The sequence below is a fragment of the Nesterenkonia halotolerans genome (genome assembly GCF_014874065.1).
Lineage (GTDB): Bacteria > Actinomycetota > Actinomycetes > Actinomycetales > Micrococcaceae > Nesterenkonia > Nesterenkonia halotolerans.
The window spans coordinates 832,879-847,912 of sequence record NZ_JADBEE010000001.1; the positions used below are offsets into that span (position 1 = coordinate 832,879).

Here is a 15,034-nt window from a genome sequence, read left to right on the forward strand (position 1 = left end):
GGGTTCTTTCGTCGTCTTCAGCAGGTCAGCGGTGTTCCTCGTCCTGGCCGTGTCCGGCCTCGACACGGATCTGGCTGATCCGCTCCAGAATCGTCACTTTCAGCGTCTCAGGGGCGCGTTCAGCGCAGGAGCGTCGCACCACGGTCCGAATGATGCACTCCAGGTCGTAGTCCTTGGCGCACTCCGGGCAGGCCTGCAGGTGCGCTTCCACCTCGCCGATGTCTTCGCGGCTGAGCGCGCCGTCGGCGTACTCGTAGATCCGCTCCATGCGGACCTGGGTCTCGGTGCAGTCCCCGTCCTTGCAGTTCTCATCGAGCCATTTGCCGGGGCTCACGCCAGCGGCTGGGCTGAGATCGGAATCGTTCATTTCTTGGCCTCCTGCTTCTTGAAGCCACGTTCACGGGCATAGTCGTGCAACAGTTCGCGCAGCAACTTTCTGCCCCGGTGCAGTCGTGACATCACGGTGCCGATGGGAATGTTCAGGATCTCGGCGATCTCCTTATAGGCAAAGCCCTCAACATCGGAGAAGTACACCGCCAGACGGAACTCTTCAGGGATCTGCTGCAGCGCATCCTTCACGTCTGAATCCGGCAGATGATCGAGAGCCTCTGCCTCGGCAGAGCGCAGCCCGGAAGACGTGTGCTCAGCTGCCTGAGCCATCTGCCAATCCTCCACAGTGTCCGTGTTGGCCTGCTGCGGCTGGCGCTGCTTCTTGCGATAGATGTTGATATAGGTGTTCGTCAGGATCCGGTACAGCCAGGCTTTGAGATTGGTGCCGGGCTTGTACTGGTGAAACGCCGAATACGCCTTGGTATAGGCCTCCTGGACCAGGTCCTCGGCATCCTGCGGATTTCGTGTCATCCGCATGGCAGCTGAGTAGAGCTGGTCCACGTACTGGAGAGCCTCGCTCTCGAAACGCACGCGACGCTGCTGTTCGGTCTCTTCGGCGACGACGACGCTGCTCGAGTCCGTGCTCCTCGAGTCAGGGGCGGTGCCGGTGGCTGCAGGCTTTTCCATCACAGCTGAGTCTACTCGCAGAGGAACCACTGGGCGTTCCCGCACCGCGCCGGGAGCGCTGGTGCGTCGTTGAGTCAGAGTCGTCGGCGTCATACCCAGGACAACGACGACGCCGGGCTCCGCATTCCTGGCTCGTGCCGCTGATTCCCGTCCCGGGCCGGATTGGGTAGATTGGACCACGGACGATGCTTCAGCGCCACACTCCTACAGGAGGACACTATGTCTCTACTCCGCAAATTCGCCCGCCCGCTGCTGGGGGCAAGCTTCATCGCCAACGGTGTCGACCGACTGCGCAACACCGATGATGCTTCGGCGAGGATCGAGTCCACCTTGGAGGAGATCGGCTCGCTGGTCACCCAGGCTGAGCCTCTGGTCTCCAATCCCAAGCTCACCACCCAGGTGCTCGGAGGAGTCGAGGTCGTCGCCGGCGTCGCCCTGGCCACCGGCCGGTTCCCCCGCGCAGCCGCCCTGATGCTCACCGGAGTGCACAAGTTCGACAGCTACGTCGAGTACCGCACCGCTGAACTCGAGAGCGACGCCGATGTCACCGCGCAGCGCAGCACGCTGTTGAAGAACGTCTCGATCCTCGGCGGCCTGTGGCTCGCCGTGGTGGACCTCGACGGCAAGCCCTCACTGGGCTGGCGCGCCGAGCACCTGGCGAAGAACACCCGCAAGAAGGGCGCCCAGTTCGGGGACAAGACCTTCAAGTGGGCCGATGACTTCGGCAACGGCGCCACCAAGAAGGTCCGCGACTTCGAGAAGAACGCCAAGAAGAACTTCCAGCGCGCCGAGCGTGACGCGCTGAAGGCGATCAACAACGCCTCCAAGGGTGCGAAGAAGTCCGCCCAGGGCGCCAAGAAGAAGGTCGGAGCCTGAATCTCAGCGCCGTGACCACCACATCTTCACACGCATCAACGGTGCCCCCGCAGCCGTGGCCAGCGCCACGGGCGGGGGCACCGCTGCGCGCTGAGGTGACCGTTCCCGCCTCCAAGTCTCTGACGAACCGGTACCTGCTGCTGGCGGCACTGGCCCAGGGACCCAGCGTGGTCATCAATCCCCTGCACTCTCGGGACTCCCAGCTCATGCTCGCCGCTCTGGAACAGCTGGGCGCGGCCGTGGAGCACATCCAGGACTGGGAGCACAGCGGGGTCGCCGCGGTCCGCATCTCGCCGATCCCCAACCTCGACGAGCCGACCCCTGGTGCCGAGGCGACAGAACCACGCATCGACTGCGGACTGGCCGGCACCGTGATGCGCTTCCTCCCCGCCGTGGCCGCGCTGACCGGTCAGCGCGTGCACTTCGACGGTGATCCCGGCGCGCGCGCCCGCCCCATGGGTGCGGTGCTGCATGCGCTGCGTGATCTCGGCGTCGAGGTCACCGGCGACGGCGCACCAGAGCATGGCGAGGAAGGCTGCCTGCCCTTCACCATCCAGGCGCCGACCGGCATCACCGGCGACGCCATCACGATGGACGCCTCCGCCTCCTCACAGTTCGTCTCCGGACTGATGCTCGCCGCGGCCCGGATGCCGCACGGGCTGACGCTGCGCCACGCAGGTGACGCGGTCCCCTCGCTGGAGCACGTCGAGATGACCTGCAAGGTCCTCAGCCAGGTGGGCATCGAGGTGAGCTATCCGGCGCTGCACACCTGGAAGGTGGAACCAGGACCCATCGAGAGCTTCACCGTGCGAGTCGAGCCGGACCTCTCCAACGCAGGCCCATTCCTCTGCGCCGCAGCGGTCACCGGCGGTGAGGTGAGCATGCGCGGCTGGCCGAAGCACTCCACCCAGATCGGGCGACGCTGGACCGAGCTGCTGCCCGCCTTCGGCGCATCCGTGACCGAGCACCCCGAGACCGACGCCACGGTCACGCTGAGTGTGCGCGGCGGTTCACTGCGCAGCCCGGGCACCGTGGACGGCACCGCTGAACTGACCCCCACCGTGGCAGCGCTGGCGGCGTTGTGCACAGAACCGACCCGGTTCACCTCGGTCGGACACCTGCGCGGTCATGAGACCGACAGGATCGCCGCGCTGGTCACCGAGATCCGTCGGCTCGGCGGCACCGCCGAGGAGACCGCAGACGGCTTCGAGGTCCTCTCCCCCGTGAGCCACGGCGGCCTCGTCCACACCTATGCCGACCACCGCATGGCGACCTTCGCCGCGGTGCTGGGCCTCGTGGTCGACGCCGTCGAGGTGCAGGACATCTCGGCCACCTCAAAGACCATGCCGGACTTCCCCGCACTCTGGGCCGGGATGATCGACCGAACACCGGATGGCCAGCCGTGAGCCGCTGGTCCGACTGGGACGAATCCCACGTGAAGGTCCGGCCCAATAAGAAGGGCTCACGGCCGCGGACCAAAGAGTCCCCCGACTACGCCGACTCGGAGCTGGGACGTGTGGTCACCGTGGATCGCGGGCGCTACACCGTCCGGGTGGAAAGCTCTGCAGGCGATGAACGCGTGATCTCTGCAGTCCGCGCCCGGGCACTGCGCAGGACCCCCGTGGTTCCCGGTGACATGGTCGGCCTGGTGGGTGACACCACAGGCGATGAAGGTTCCCTGGCCCGGCTGATCCGCATCGAGGAGCGCTCCACGCTGCTGCGCCGCAGCGCGGAGGACACCGACGACGCCGAGCGAGTCATCGTGGCCAATGCAGACCAGCTGCTGATCGTGGTCGCGGCTGCCGATCCCGCCCCTCGCACCGGGTTCATCGACCGGGCGCTGGTGGCTGCCTACGACGCCGGCATCGTGCCGATCCTCCTGGTCACCAAGGCCGACCTCGTCGAGGATCCGCTGGACCCGGCCGGGCTGATGAGTCACTACGCAGAGCTGGACCTCCAGGTCGTCGTCTCCCAGCAGGCAGCCGGCTCCGCCTCGGGAGAGCCCTCCCTGGACGCCGAGGCCGTGACGGCGCTGCGCACCGCACTGACCCGTCGCGTCACGGCGATGATCGGACACTCCGGGGTGGGCAAGTCCACCATGGTCAACGCACTGACCGGTGCAGACCGCGCGACCAGCGGGGTCAACGCAGTCACCGGCCGGGGACGGCACACCTCCTCCTCGGCGGTGGCGCTGAATCTAGAGCCCATCGGGTCCCTCGAGGCGGCTGACGCCAGGGACTCATGGATCATCGACACCCCCGGGGTGCGCACCTTCGGCCTGGCCCATGTGGCCCCCGACGACGTGCTCGGCGCGTTCTCGGATCTGGTCGAGGGGTCCGTGGACTGCGAACCCGGCTGCGCCCACATGTCACCCGAGGGCGGCTGCGCGCTGGACGCCTGGGTCGCCGACGGCCATGCCGGCGAACACGGCGCGGCACGGCTGGCCTCGCTGCGCGGACTGATCAGCTCCATGGCGGGCACCGAGGAGGCTCCCGCGGAGAAGCGGCTCGGCGCGTAAGTCCGCCGAATCCCGCCTCGGGCACTGAGACATTGCTAGCGTGGCCGCATGAGCTCAAACACCAGCGCCTACACCGATGACCTGCGCCTGGCGCATATGATCGCAGATTCGGTAGATGCCAAGACGATGTCCTTCTTCTCCTCCATGGACTTCGAGGTGGAGACCAAGCCCGATCTCACCCCGGTCACCGAGGCGGATCGTCAGGCCGAGGAGCTCATCCGCGGTCAGCTCAGCAGGGCCCGCGGCCGCGACGCCGTGGTCGGCGAAGAATTCGGCTCCACCGGATCCGGCGCCCGGCAGTGGATCGTCGATCCCATCGATGGCACCAAGAACTTCATCCGCGGAGTCCCCGCCTGGGCCACCCTCATCGCCCTGGTGGATGAGGGCGAGCCTGTGGTGGGACTGGTGAGCGCCCCCGCTCTGGGGAAGCGTTGGTGGGCGGCCAAAGACGGAGGCGCCTACACCGGCAAGTCGCTGGCCGCGGCCAAGCGGCTGCAGGTCTCGAAGGTGCCCACACTCGAAGACGCGTTCTTCTCCTACTCCTCGCTGGCGGGCTGGCGGAAGATCGGCCGCAGCCAGAACTTCCTGGAACTGACCGAGACCGTCTGGCGCACCCGTGCCTTCGGCGACTTCTGGTCCTACTGCATGGTCGCGGAAGGCCAGGTCGACATGGCCGCCGAGCCCGAGCTGAACCTGCACGATATGGCGGCCCTGGTCCCGATCATCCGCGAAGCCGGCGGCATCTTCACATCGCTGGACGGTGAACCCGGGTGCACCGGCACCAACGGCCTGGCCACCAACGGTCTTCTGCACGACGCCGCCCTGGGCGCTCTCGCTGCTGATCATCCCGCACCCTTCTGAGCCCCACAGCACCCGCTGCGCCTGGGGGCGCTGCCGCCCGCTTGGCACCACCCGTTCCACTTGCAGTTTTAGGTGTGCCTAAACCATACTGGCGGCATGCGCAGAACCCTTCTCCCGGCGAGCATCGGCAGCCTCGTGCTGGTGCTGCTGCTCAGTGGCTGCGCGCCTGCTGATTCTTCCGCGCAGCGGGGAACACAGGAGGGTGAGGCGGGTGATCTGCCCGTGGTCCTCGCCAGCTTCTCCGTGCTGGAAGACATGGCCTCTGCCGTGGGCGGGGATCGGGTCGATACGCGCAGCATCACGCCTCCCGGAGCAGAGGTCCACGAGTACTCCCCCACCCCCGGGGATCTCCGCGACACGGCAGAGGCGGATCTGATCCTCTTCAACGGCCTGGGACTGGAGGCCTGGTACGAGCAGTTCCTCACCCACACCTCCGCCGAGGTGCTCATGGTCTCCGAGGGCGTGCAGACCCTCCCGGTAACGCGGCTGCCCAGCGCCAGCGAGCCCACAGATGACGAAGCGGCTCAAGCTGAGCAGAAGGATCTGCCGGTGAATCCCCATGCCTGGATGTCCCCGGCCCAGGCCATGATCTACGTCGACAACATCGAAGCCGCGCTGAGTGAGCTCTCTCCCGCCGATGCCGACACATTCGCGAAGAACGCCGAGGACTACCGCGGTGAGATCCGGCGCATCTGGCAGGAGGCGGCCGCACAGCTGGACCCGCTGCAGGCTGCGGGCCCGGTCCACCTGGTCAGCTGCGAGGGGGCCTTCAGCTACCTCGCGCAGGATCTCGGACTCAGTGAGCACTACCTCTGGCCGCTCAATGCCGAGGACCAGGGAAGCCCGCAGCAGGTGGAGGCCCAGATTCGCTACGTCACGGAGAATCAGGTCCCGGCGGTGTTCTGTGAATCCACGGTGAACGACGCAGCCCAGCAGCAGGTCGCCGAGTCCACTGACGCGGAGCTCAGCGAACCGCTGCATGTGGATTCCATCACTGAGGCAGACGGGCCGGCGCCCAGCTATCTCGAGCTGCTTCAGCACGATCTTGATCTCATCATCGAAGGAGCGCAGCTATGACCGAGGAGCCGGCCGCCGTCGTCGTCAGCGAATTGAGCGCGGGCTACCCCGGGGTGCGCGCGCTGGAGTCGGTGTCCATCACGGTGCCTCGACGCAGCATCTGTGCTCTGCTCGGCGCGAACGGCTCGGGCAAGTCGACGCTGTTCAAGTCGCTGCTCGGGCTGCATCGCCCCAGCTCCGGCAGCGTCCGGCTCTTCGGACTCGAACCGGCCAAGGCGCGACGCCGCAACCAGGTCAGCTATGTCCCGCAGCATGAGCAGGTGGACGCCAGCTTCCCCGTCAGCGTGGAACAGGTCGTGATGATGGGACGCTACGGGCACATGGGGTTCAGCCGCCGTGCTCGGCCGGAAGACCGGCTCGCCTGTGACCAGGCGCTGGAGCAGGTCGGGCTGACCGAGCTGCGCCGTCGCGGGATCGGTGAGCTCTCCGGGGGTCAGCGCAAGCGGGCCTTCCTGGCGCGGGCGATCGCGCAGCGTTCGCCGCTGATGCTCCTGGACGAGCCCTTCGCCGGAGTCGACCGCGGCTCGGAGCACCTGATCAGCACGGTGCTCCAGGCGCTGCGCGATGAGTCCGACACCACGGTGGTCATCTCCACCCACCACCTCGCGGGGGTCGCCGACCTCGCCGACGAGGTGGTGCTGCTGCACCAGCGCGTGCTGGCCTCCGGCCTCCCCGAGGACGTGCTCACCGAGGAGCAGCTCGGGCGCAGCTTCGGCTCCGTGCTGCGGGAGAACCCTTGATGGAGATCCTCACCCAGCCGCTGGAGTTCACCTTCATGCAGCACGCGCTGGCCGCGGCAGTCATCTCCTCGGTGGTCTGTGCCATGCTCTCCTGCTGGCTGGTGCTGATGGGCTGGTCCCTGATGGGTGAGGCGGTGGCCCATTCGATCCTTCCCGGAATCGTGCTCGCGCAGATCTTCGGGCTGCCGATGGCGCTGGGCGCCTTCGGGTTCGGGATGCTCGCGGTGCTGCTGATCGGCGGGATCAGCGGAAACTCCACGTTGAAGCACGACACCTCCATCGGCGTGGTCTTCACCTCGCTCTTCGCGCTGGGCCTGGTGCTGATCTCACGCACCCCGAGCCAGACGCACCTGACGCATATCCTCTTCGGCAATGTGCTGGGCATCTCGCAAGCAGATCTGCTTCAGACTGCTGGGCTCGGCCTGGCCACCGTGGCCGTGCTCCTGGCGCTGCGACGCAGCCTGGTGCTGCTGGCCTTCGACAAGATCCACGCCCACACCATCGGGATGTCCACCGGTGCGCTGTCCATCCTGCTGCTGAGCCTGCTGGCGCTGACCACGGTGACCTCTCTGCAGACTCTGGGCATTCTGCTGGTGGTCGCTATGCTGGTGATACCAGGGGCGACAGCACTGCTGCTGTGCCGGCGCTTCGGATCGATGCTCGTGGTGGCCGCCAGCAGCGCCGCGACCTCTGCGGTGCTCGGGGTCTACGCCAGCTATTGGTTCGACACCTCCACCGGCGGTTCGATCGTGCTGGCACAGTCGGCCCAGTTCGCGCTGGCCTATCTCTTCGCTCCGGCGAAGGGGATGATTCCCCGGCTTCGCCAAGGACGAGGACGCCGGGTCGCCCCGCTCTCGACCTTCCCGCCCCTCGATGTGAAAGATCCCGCGTAGATGACTCCCCGCACCTCGGCTCAGGGCCGCTCGACCGCGTTCCATACGGCCACCACCTCGGTGGAGGACTACGCAAAGACCATCTACGGTCTCGCGGAGTGGGATGGAGCCTCGGTGACCGCCTCGGCCCTCGCCAAGACGCTCGGGGTCTCCAACCCCTCGGTGACGCTGATGGTGCGCAAGATGGCCGAGCTGGGCCTGGTCGAGCACCGGCCCTATGCTCCGATTGCCCTCACCGACGCCGGGCGGCAGCTGGCACTGGCCATGGTGCGCCGCCACCGACTGATCGAGACCTGGCTGGTGCGCGAGCTGGGGTACGGCTGGGACGAGGTCCACGACGAGGCGGAGCGGCTCGAGCATGCTGTCTCTGAGACCTTCGTGGACCGCCTCGACATGCGACTGGGACACCCTCGAGTGGACCCGCACGGAGACCCCATCCCGGGCCCGGACCTCACGCTGGACTACCCCGAGACCGAGCTGCTCTGCCGTGTGCCTGCCGCCGCTGAGGTGCGCCTGGAGCAGGTCGACGACGCCGTCCCGGATGCGCTGCTCGCGCTGGACACCCACCGGGTGCCCATCGGTGCGCAGGTCACGGTGACCGCCACCGAGGGCGGCGCCGTCGTCCTCTCCCCCATGGGAACCATGGGTGAGCAGGCTGCCGAGGACATCCGGCTGACCCATGAGATCACCCACGCCATGCGGGTGAGCCTGATTCGCTGACCGCGGCGCACTGCGACGTATCCTGTACTGGTGTCTCCATCCGAACCGTCTGCAGCGCCTCAGCCTGCGGCCACCCGCCGGTCCCTCCGGAACAAGCGGCAGACCTCTCTGGTGAAGCTGATCGCACTGGTGGCTTTCGCAGGAGCCTGCGGTGCGCTGCTGAGGCTGCTCGTCGGTGAGCTCATCCCCGAGCAGGGGATGAAGTTCCCGTGGACCACGCTGGCGATCAACCTGAGCGGGTCGGGTCTGCTGGGTCTGCTGACCGGGGTCGCGCATGTTCGACCATGGATGCCCGACTGGGTGGTGCCGACCTTCGGCACGGGCCTGATCGCGTCCTACACGACCTTCTCCGCGGTGATCCTCGCCGTCATGCCGTCCGTCCCCGGTGACGCCTACGACGGTCTCGCCGCCGTGACCTACGTGAGCCCCGGAGCGATGGAGATGCTGACCTACCTGTTCCTGAGTGTGCTGGGCTGCACCGGAGCTGCCGCCGCCGGTATGACGATCAGCCGCGCGCTGCTCGGACAGCTGGGCGCCGAGTCTGCCGATCTGCGGAGGAGGCCATGATCTCCGAACTGAGCCTGCTGATCGTCCTGGGGGTCGCCGTCGGAGGCGCCGCGGGCGCCGTGCTGCGCTTCCTGCTGGATCGGTACCTTCCGGGTGGCCTGCTGGCGGCCAATGTTCTTGCCTGCCTCGCGCTGGGATACCTCTACGGGGAGCTGTCCTGGCTCGCCGAGACCGGGCGGGTGGCCGAGGACGGACTGCTCTCGGGTCCGGTGGCCACCACGCTCGCGCTCGGCGTCCTGGGCGGGCTGAGCACCTTCGCCACGGTCTCGCTGCGGGTCGCGCAGCGTTGGATGGCGGGACAGCGTCTTCGCGCCATCGGTCTCTGGACGGCGCATATCGGACTGGGCTTCGGGGCGGCCGCGCTGGGCATTGCACTGTCCAGACTGCCGGGGCTATACTGATATGTCAGCCTGGCCGAGATGCGCAGGCGACGACCCGCAGGTTTCTGCGAGTCATTGATAACACCATAAGGGGACGATCGGTTTCGACGATCTGAGTTGATCATGGTGAAGCGGGTCGAGGATGCAGAGTGACCTCGTATAAAACCCCTCTGCAAAACAATAAGTGCCGAAACTAAGCGCACTGACTTCGCCCTCGCTGCCTAAGCAGCGACGCGAGTCTGTCAGCCTGAGTCTGCTATCGACTCAGATCCTGGCATCAGCTAGATAGCCACTGGTTCCAACTCCTCGTCGTGGGGAGTTGGGTCGACAATTTCCACGACTGGGCCCGTCAGCTGCTTGTCTGTGTGACGGCTGGGGCCGAGAAAATCTACTAGCAGACTGCACCCGGAGAAGCCCATGTGAATCCAGATCGGACGCGGGTTCGATTCCCGCCGTCTCCACAGTCAAGGCCCAGGCACCTAGTGTCTGGGCCTTTTTTGTGCCCTTTTCCCGCGTCAGCTGGGCAACGGAGTCAGACCCTCGTGCTTCACGGTGAAGCCGGGCGGGAAGCCTGGTGCGTCGCCCGTGCCGTCCCACCCCGCGGCCATCAGCCCCACCGCCATGAGCAGACCGCCGTTGCCCGGGAGGTACAGCGGCAGGCCCTCGTTCTGCCAGTTGTGGCCATTGGAGAGGTACGTGTTCTTCGCCGCGGGCATGAGCAGCGCGTCCACAGCCAACTCGGGGCGACCGACCCGGGCCGCGCACATGGCGATCATCGGATAGTCCCAGCCCCATGTGGTCTCCCAGCTCCAGTCCTGCAGAACCTCCAGCAGGGTCTGCTCCATGACTGCGTTCTCGACCATCTCCGTGGAAGGGACGAATCCCAGCGCGCCGAGCACCGAGGGGTGATCCGTGCGTCGGTCCAGCACGGGGTGGCGGATGGCCGGGTAGACGCCCTCGCGGGTCTCCAGCGGCCGCAGCGCATCACGGGTCCGCTCCCAGTGGTCCACGGGTTCCAGGTCCAGCAGTTCCCGCCACCGGATCGCGGTGTCAAGGCCCCAGCGCCAGTACACGAGCTCGAAGGTGGGATCGGCAAGCTCGTCCTTGACCTCGCCATAGCACTCCTGGGCAGGGATCAGCGGGGCCCCGAGGCTCGCCGCGCCGCCGTCGTCCACCGGGTGAGTCGCCATGAACTCAGCCGTTTCGAAGACCAGTTCTGCGTACTGCTCTGCTGCCTTCAGGCCCTTGCTTCTGCGCAGCAGCTCGGCGAAGTAGATCAGGTGCGGCTGCTGCCAGAGGAGGAAGGGCCCGATGTCGCTCGGGGTCTCTGCGCCGTCTGGACCGACCTGCTTCGGCCACCGCGCACCCGTGACTCCCTGGGCCGCAGCTGTCTGCTGCGCCTGCGGGAGGACCGTGGTGTACCAGGCGAGACTGCGCTCGAGCAGCTCGGGCCTGCCCCAGACAGCGAAATGGGCAGCGTGCCACCAGTGCATCTCCAGGTGGAACTTGCCCCGCCAGGAATTGACCATGAGACCTGTCTCCTGAGGAGGGGTGCTGCCGGAGCAGTTGATCGCCGTCAGATACTGCGAGAGCACGATCCTGCGCTCGAGCTCGGCGGCCCGCGGGTCCGTGCTCTCACTCAGGTCGACGATGCCTCCGGTGCTCCAATGACGCTCCCACCAGCCGCGCGAGGCCTCGAAAACCTGCTCGGGCGGCACGGCGACGGACTCGACGTGATCGGACTGCGTCGGCCCTGGATGGAAGTCGACGGTGATGCTCCACGGCTGGTCTTCTGCAAGCGCCTGGGCCGTGAGGATCACCTCGTGGCGTGCCGGCTGGGCTGTGTTCATCGTTTGGTTGCCGAGGAGCCCCACGCGGTAGTGCGTCTCATCCAGAGTCCTCGAGATCTGTGCAGCCTTCCCCCGGCTCTGCACCGTAGTGGTATGTGCTTCGTCCTCCCAGTGCACCGCGTTGCCCCAGGCACCGCTGCCATAGGGGAAGCGGAACCTCAGCGCAGGTGGGTACGGGGAATCAGTGTCGATGGACAGGGCGAGCGCATCTCGAGTGGGGTGCACCGCAGTGCGCACGGTGAAGTGAAACCCGCGCAGAGTGAACACAGATTCGGCGATCCCCGTCCAGAGGTCGAGCTCCTGGCCCAGCGGTCGGAGGTCCTCGGCGGAGAGCTGCTCCTCACCGACAGAGGACGCCGCCAGCCCGATCCACCCCAGCATGAGCCGGTGGGGATTCTCGCGGAGCCACAGCTCGTCCTCGGTTCCGGTCTCTGGCCCCTCCCCGAAGGTGCGGGTGGAGAGGTCCACGTATGGCACGCGGCCCCGGGCAGTGTCGAACGTGCGTGTCGCGGAGCGCAGCTCCGGTCGGGGGTCCCGAGGGGTGGTGTGCCAGCCCCACTGCGCCTGCGTGCCGAGCAGGCTGCCGGGGTTCCCAGGATCGCGTCCAATGTGGGGATGCAGGTCCGGGAAGGTCTGCATCCCGGTCACATCCACGCTGAGTCCGAGTTCACCATTGCCCAGCTGGAGAGGTGATCGCGGTTCGGTCGTGGTGCGGCGAATGCGATGCCGATCGACGAGACGGCGACGGTCGATGGTCATATCAGGGTCTCGCCTGGTCCCGTGGGCATTGAGGGCCTTCCAAGGTCATGGTCTGCGTGACGGTGGACTCTCCTCGCACCTTGACGGCACAGCGACGACGGCCATCCCTCACACAAGCTACAGAGTGGGTCCGGCTCGCGGCAACGACATCAGCCGATCACCTTTGCATGGCGCGATACCCGAGGCGGGTCACGGAGTCAGACGTCGGGCAGATGGCCGACCGCCGCTTCAGAAGTCCCGCGCCGACTCCGAGCCTTGGCCGCCCACCTTCACCAGGTGGAACCGGCGCACCAGGCGGATCGTGGGGCGAACCATCAGCAGCACACTGCCGATGACGAAGAGCCAGGTCCCTGCGTGCATGGTGGATTCGTAGAAGAACATCACGCTGCCCACCGCGAACGCCACTGCGATCAGGAAGTCGTTGGCGATGCTCAACGTCTCATAACGGCTGCGGATCACAAGTTCTTCATGGCCGAGCTGAAGCACCAGATCAGAATCATTCATGGGGCCAGGTTAACCCTGCGCCGGACACGCCGCATCAGGTTCAGCTCTGCGCACCAGGGACCTCCCGTCACCGCCGCCACGCCGCGGAGTCGGAGTATTATCCGGCAGGTACGACTCTCCTCTACACGAAGGAATCCCTATGAGCACCCCCTTCTACCGCCCCCTCTCCCCCACGTGCGGGCTGCGGGTCTCGCCGCTGGCGCTGGGCACGCTTCCCTTCGGCGGCGCCAACGGCATGAGTCACATGGGAAACCTCGGACCCGATGACGCCACGGTGCTGCTGGACCGGGCCTTAGACGCAGGAATCAACCTGATGGACACCGCGAATCTCTACTCCCTCGGTGTGGCCGAGGAGGTCCTCGGAGAAGCTCTGGCGCGCAGCAGCCGGTACAACGAGCTTCTCGTGACCACCAAGGCGCGCATGGTGGTCGGGGACGGGCCCAACGGCGGCGGTGCCTCCCGCTGGCACCTGCTCGATGAGGTGGAGAAGTCCCTGCAGCGGCTCCAGCGTGACCACATCGACCTGTTCTACCTCCACCACTGGGACGGGGAGACTCCCCTGGAGGAGACGCTGCAGACCATGGACGGGCTGGTCCGTTCCGGGAAGATCCGCTACTACGGAGTCTCGAACTACACCGGCTGGCAGCTCATGAAAGCCCTGAAGGTCTGCGAGACCCACGGCTTCATCAAGCCTGTGGTGCAGCAGATCCACTACTCCCCCTACTCCCGCGAGGCCGAGTACGAGATGATCCCGGCCGGCATCGACCAGGGCATCGGGACTCAGGTGTGGAGTCCGCTGGGCATGGGCCTGCTCACTGGCAAGTATCGGCGTGACTCCCAGCCAGAGTCGGGTTCCCGCATGGTCGATGGCGACGGCTCGGAGATGCGCGTGGCCGACTGGGAGAAGCTCTACAGCGTGGTCGATGTCCTCGACGAGGTCGCCCAGCGCAGTGAGGCCACGATCCCCCAGGTGGTCCTGGCCTGGCTCATGGAGCGGCCGGGGGTGACCAACCTCGCCGTGGGCGCGCGCAGCCTGGATCAGTTCAATGATCTCCTCGGCAGCCTGGAGCTGAGCCTGAGCGCGGAGGATCGCCAGGCCATCGACGACGCCGGCCGGCCACCTCTGGCATACCCCTTCTGGCACCAGGCTGATATGGCCAGTGAGCGGATGAGCCCCGCGGATGAGTCGATCATGGCGACCACCAAGCGTGAGCTCAGCGAGAAGTTCGACGCGTGACCAGCTGGCGTCCAGCTCACAGGGACAAGACCTCCGGTTGACCTGACTAGGCTCAGATCAGACCGTCCATACAGAAGAGGTGTCAGATGACCACCGAACAGAATCGATCCGAGGACGTGCGCCCCGCCGGGGAGCACAAGACCGCGGGCTCCGTCGAGGGTGAGTCCCTCGAGACTCCGCCGCACCAGCGCGGCGGCAGGCTCGAGGAACATCACGACGAGCCGGAGCGTGCTCAGGACGGGCCGAACCCCGGCCTGGATCCCAGCCCTGACGAGACACCGGGACTGGAAGAAGGCGGAAGTGTGAGACCCGGTGACACCCCGCCGGATTCAAACTCGGCCACGGCCTCGCCGAGCCAGGAGGCTCCCACCTCACCGCCGAAGTCCAAGGCAGTGCTGACCACGGCGGTCATCGCGATCGCGGTGGTGGTTCTGCTGATCTTCGTGGGCTATATCGCTGGGATTCTCGGCAGCTAGACCGCAGCCAGAAGCAGACGCAGGATCAGGACGACCGCAGGTTCCGGTAGCGCATCGCACGCTGGGCTTCGCGGTTGTCCTGCTTCTCGCGAAGGGTCTGCCGCTTGTCGAACTCGCGCTTGCCGCGGGCGATGCCGATCTCGACCTTCGCCTTGCCGTCCTTGAAGTACAGCTGCAGCGGGACGATCGTGAGGCCCGGGTCCTCGATCTGGCGTGAGATCTTCACGAGCTCCTTCTGATGCAGCAGAAGCTTGCGCTTGCGCCGCGCGGAGTGGTTGGTCCACGTCCCGTTGAGGTACTCCGGGATCGTCACCTGCTCGAGCCAGAGCTCCAGGCCGCTGGCGAATCCGCCGAACCCGTCGGTCAGGTTGGCCTGGCCCTCCCGCAGGGACTTCACCTCGGTGCCGGTGAGCACCATTCCCGCTTCGTAGCGGTCAAGGATCTCGTAGTCGTGGCGGGCACGCCGGTTCGTGGCCACGACGCTGTTGTTCGGGTCCCGCTTGGGCCCCTTCTTCTTAGCCACCGTGCCACCTCCTCGACTGCTCGCTGATCTGGGCGG

General features: G+C 66.6%; 17 protein-coding genes and 1 other RNA gene. 13 read left to right on the top strand and 5 right to left on the bottom strand.

What is annotated here, in order from left to right:
* Positions 1–25 precede the first annotated feature (25 nt).
* Positions 26–367 carry a mycothiol system anti-sigma-R factor gene (rsrA, locus tag H4W26_RS03760; protein ID WP_192590799.1) on the bottom strand — a complete coding sequence of 114 codons (342 nt, stop codon included), beginning with the start codon at positions 365–367 and terminating at the stop codon, positions 26–28.
* Positions 364–1,110, bottom strand: coding sequence for a sigma-70 family RNA polymerase sigma factor (locus H4W26_RS03765; protein WP_192590800.1), 747 nt, complete (start codon positions 1,108–1,110; stop codon positions 364–366). Before H4W26_RS03765 ends, rsrA begins: the two co-directional genes overlap by 4 nt.
* 126 nt (positions 1,111–1,236) lie before the next feature.
* Between H4W26_RS03765 and H4W26_RS03770 the strand changes: the two genes are divergently transcribed.
* The 11 genes from H4W26_RS03770 to ssrA all read left to right on the top strand — a co-directional run bounded on the left by H4W26_RS03770 (position 1,237) and on the right by ssrA (position 10,113).
* Complete coding sequence (locus tag H4W26_RS03770; protein WP_192590801.1) at positions 1,237–1,893, top strand: DoxX family protein; 657 nt, start codon at positions 1,237–1,239, stop codon at positions 1,891–1,893.
* 11 nt (positions 1,894–1,904) lie between these two features.
* A complete protein-coding gene (gene aroA / locus H4W26_RS03775; RefSeq protein WP_192590802.1) occupies positions 1,905–3,299 on the top strand; it encodes a 3-phosphoshikimate 1-carboxyvinyltransferase in 1,395 nt (464 codons plus the stop codon).
* Positions 3,296–4,411 carry a ribosome small subunit-dependent GTPase A gene (gene rsgA / locus H4W26_RS03780; RefSeq protein WP_192590803.1) on the top strand — a complete coding sequence of 372 codons (1,116 nt, stop codon included), beginning with the start codon at positions 3,296–3,298 and terminating at the stop codon, positions 4,409–4,411. The genes aroA and rsgA overlap by 4 nt, the downstream gene beginning before the upstream one ends.
* Before the next feature lie 48 nt (positions 4,412–4,459).
* Positions 4,460–5,272, top strand: a complete 813-nt coding sequence (gene hisN, locus H4W26_RS03785; RefSeq protein ID WP_192590804.1) for a histidinol-phosphatase — start codon at positions 4,460–4,462, stop codon at positions 5,270–5,272.
* A gap of 96 nt (positions 5,273–5,368) precedes the next feature.
* Positions 5,369–6,349, top strand: a complete 981-nt coding sequence (locus H4W26_RS03790) for a metal ABC transporter solute-binding protein, Zn/Mn family (RefSeq protein WP_192590805.1) — start codon at positions 5,369–5,371, stop codon at positions 6,347–6,349.
* Complete coding sequence (locus H4W26_RS03795) at positions 6,346–7,089, top strand: metal ABC transporter ATP-binding protein (protein ID WP_192590806.1); 744 nt, start codon at positions 6,346–6,348, stop codon at positions 7,087–7,089. The genes H4W26_RS03790 and H4W26_RS03795 overlap by 4 nt, the downstream gene beginning before the upstream one ends.
* On the top strand, positions 7,089–7,982 hold the full coding sequence (locus H4W26_RS03800; RefSeq protein WP_192590807.1) for a metal ABC transporter permease: 894 nt from the start codon (positions 7,089–7,091) through the stop codon (positions 7,980–7,982). The genes H4W26_RS03795 and H4W26_RS03800 overlap by 1 nt, the downstream gene beginning before the upstream one ends.
* Complete coding sequence (locus tag H4W26_RS13975; protein WP_192590808.1) at positions 7,983–8,702, top strand: metal-dependent transcriptional regulator; 720 nt, start codon at positions 7,983–7,985, stop codon at positions 8,700–8,702.
* A 30-nt stretch (positions 8,703–8,732) separates the two neighbouring features.
* Positions 8,733–9,269: a fluoride efflux transporter FluC gene (locus tag H4W26_RS03810; RefSeq protein WP_192590809.1), complete on the top strand. Its 537-nt coding sequence runs from the start codon at positions 8,733–8,735 to the stop codon at positions 9,267–9,269.
* Positions 9,266–9,670 carry a fluoride efflux transporter FluC gene (locus H4W26_RS03815; RefSeq protein WP_192590810.1) on the top strand — a complete coding sequence of 135 codons (405 nt, stop codon included), beginning with the start codon at positions 9,266–9,268 and terminating at the stop codon, positions 9,668–9,670. Before H4W26_RS03810 ends, H4W26_RS03815 begins: the two co-directional genes overlap by 4 nt.
* 69 nt (positions 9,671–9,739) lie before the next feature.
* Positions 9,740–10,113, top strand: a transfer-messenger RNA (tmRNA) gene (gene ssrA / locus H4W26_RS03820).
* A gap of 51 nt (positions 10,114–10,164) precedes the next feature.
* Here the strand turns inward: ssrA and H4W26_RS03825 are convergent.
* Together H4W26_RS03825 and H4W26_RS03830 are read right to left on the bottom strand one after the other, a co-directional pair.
* Positions 10,165–12,258 (bottom strand): hypothetical protein, encoded by a 2,094-nt coding sequence (locus H4W26_RS03825; protein WP_192590811.1) that lies wholly within the window; start codon positions 12,256–12,258, stop codon positions 10,165–10,167.
* Between the two features lie 228 nt (positions 12,259–12,486).
* A complete protein-coding gene (locus tag H4W26_RS03830) occupies positions 12,487–12,762 on the bottom strand; it encodes a YrhK family protein (protein ID WP_192590812.1) in 276 nt (91 codons plus the stop codon).
* A 139-nt stretch (positions 12,763–12,901) separates the two neighbouring features.
* On the opposite strand from H4W26_RS03830, the gene H4W26_RS03835 reads away from it, so the two are divergent.
* Together H4W26_RS03835 and H4W26_RS13660 are read left to right on the top strand one after the other, a co-directional pair.
* The gene (locus tag H4W26_RS03835) at positions 12,902–13,999 is read left to right on the top strand and encodes an aldo/keto reductase (protein ID WP_192590813.1); all 1,098 of its coding nucleotides are present in this window, start codon (positions 12,902–12,904) and stop codon (positions 13,997–13,999) included.
* Between the two features lie 86 nt (positions 14,000–14,085).
* The gene (locus H4W26_RS13660; RefSeq protein WP_225939583.1) at positions 14,086–14,475 is read left to right on the top strand and encodes a DUF6480 family protein; all 390 of its coding nucleotides are present in this window, start codon (positions 14,086–14,088) and stop codon (positions 14,473–14,475) included.
* A 25-nt stretch (positions 14,476–14,500) separates the two neighbouring features.
* On the opposite strand, the gene smpB is transcribed toward H4W26_RS13660, so the two are convergent.
* Positions 14,501–14,998, bottom strand: coding sequence for an SsrA-binding protein SmpB (gene smpB / locus H4W26_RS03845; RefSeq protein WP_192590814.1), 498 nt, complete (start codon positions 14,996–14,998; stop codon positions 14,501–14,503).
* Positions 14,999–15,034: the final 36 nt, after the last annotated feature.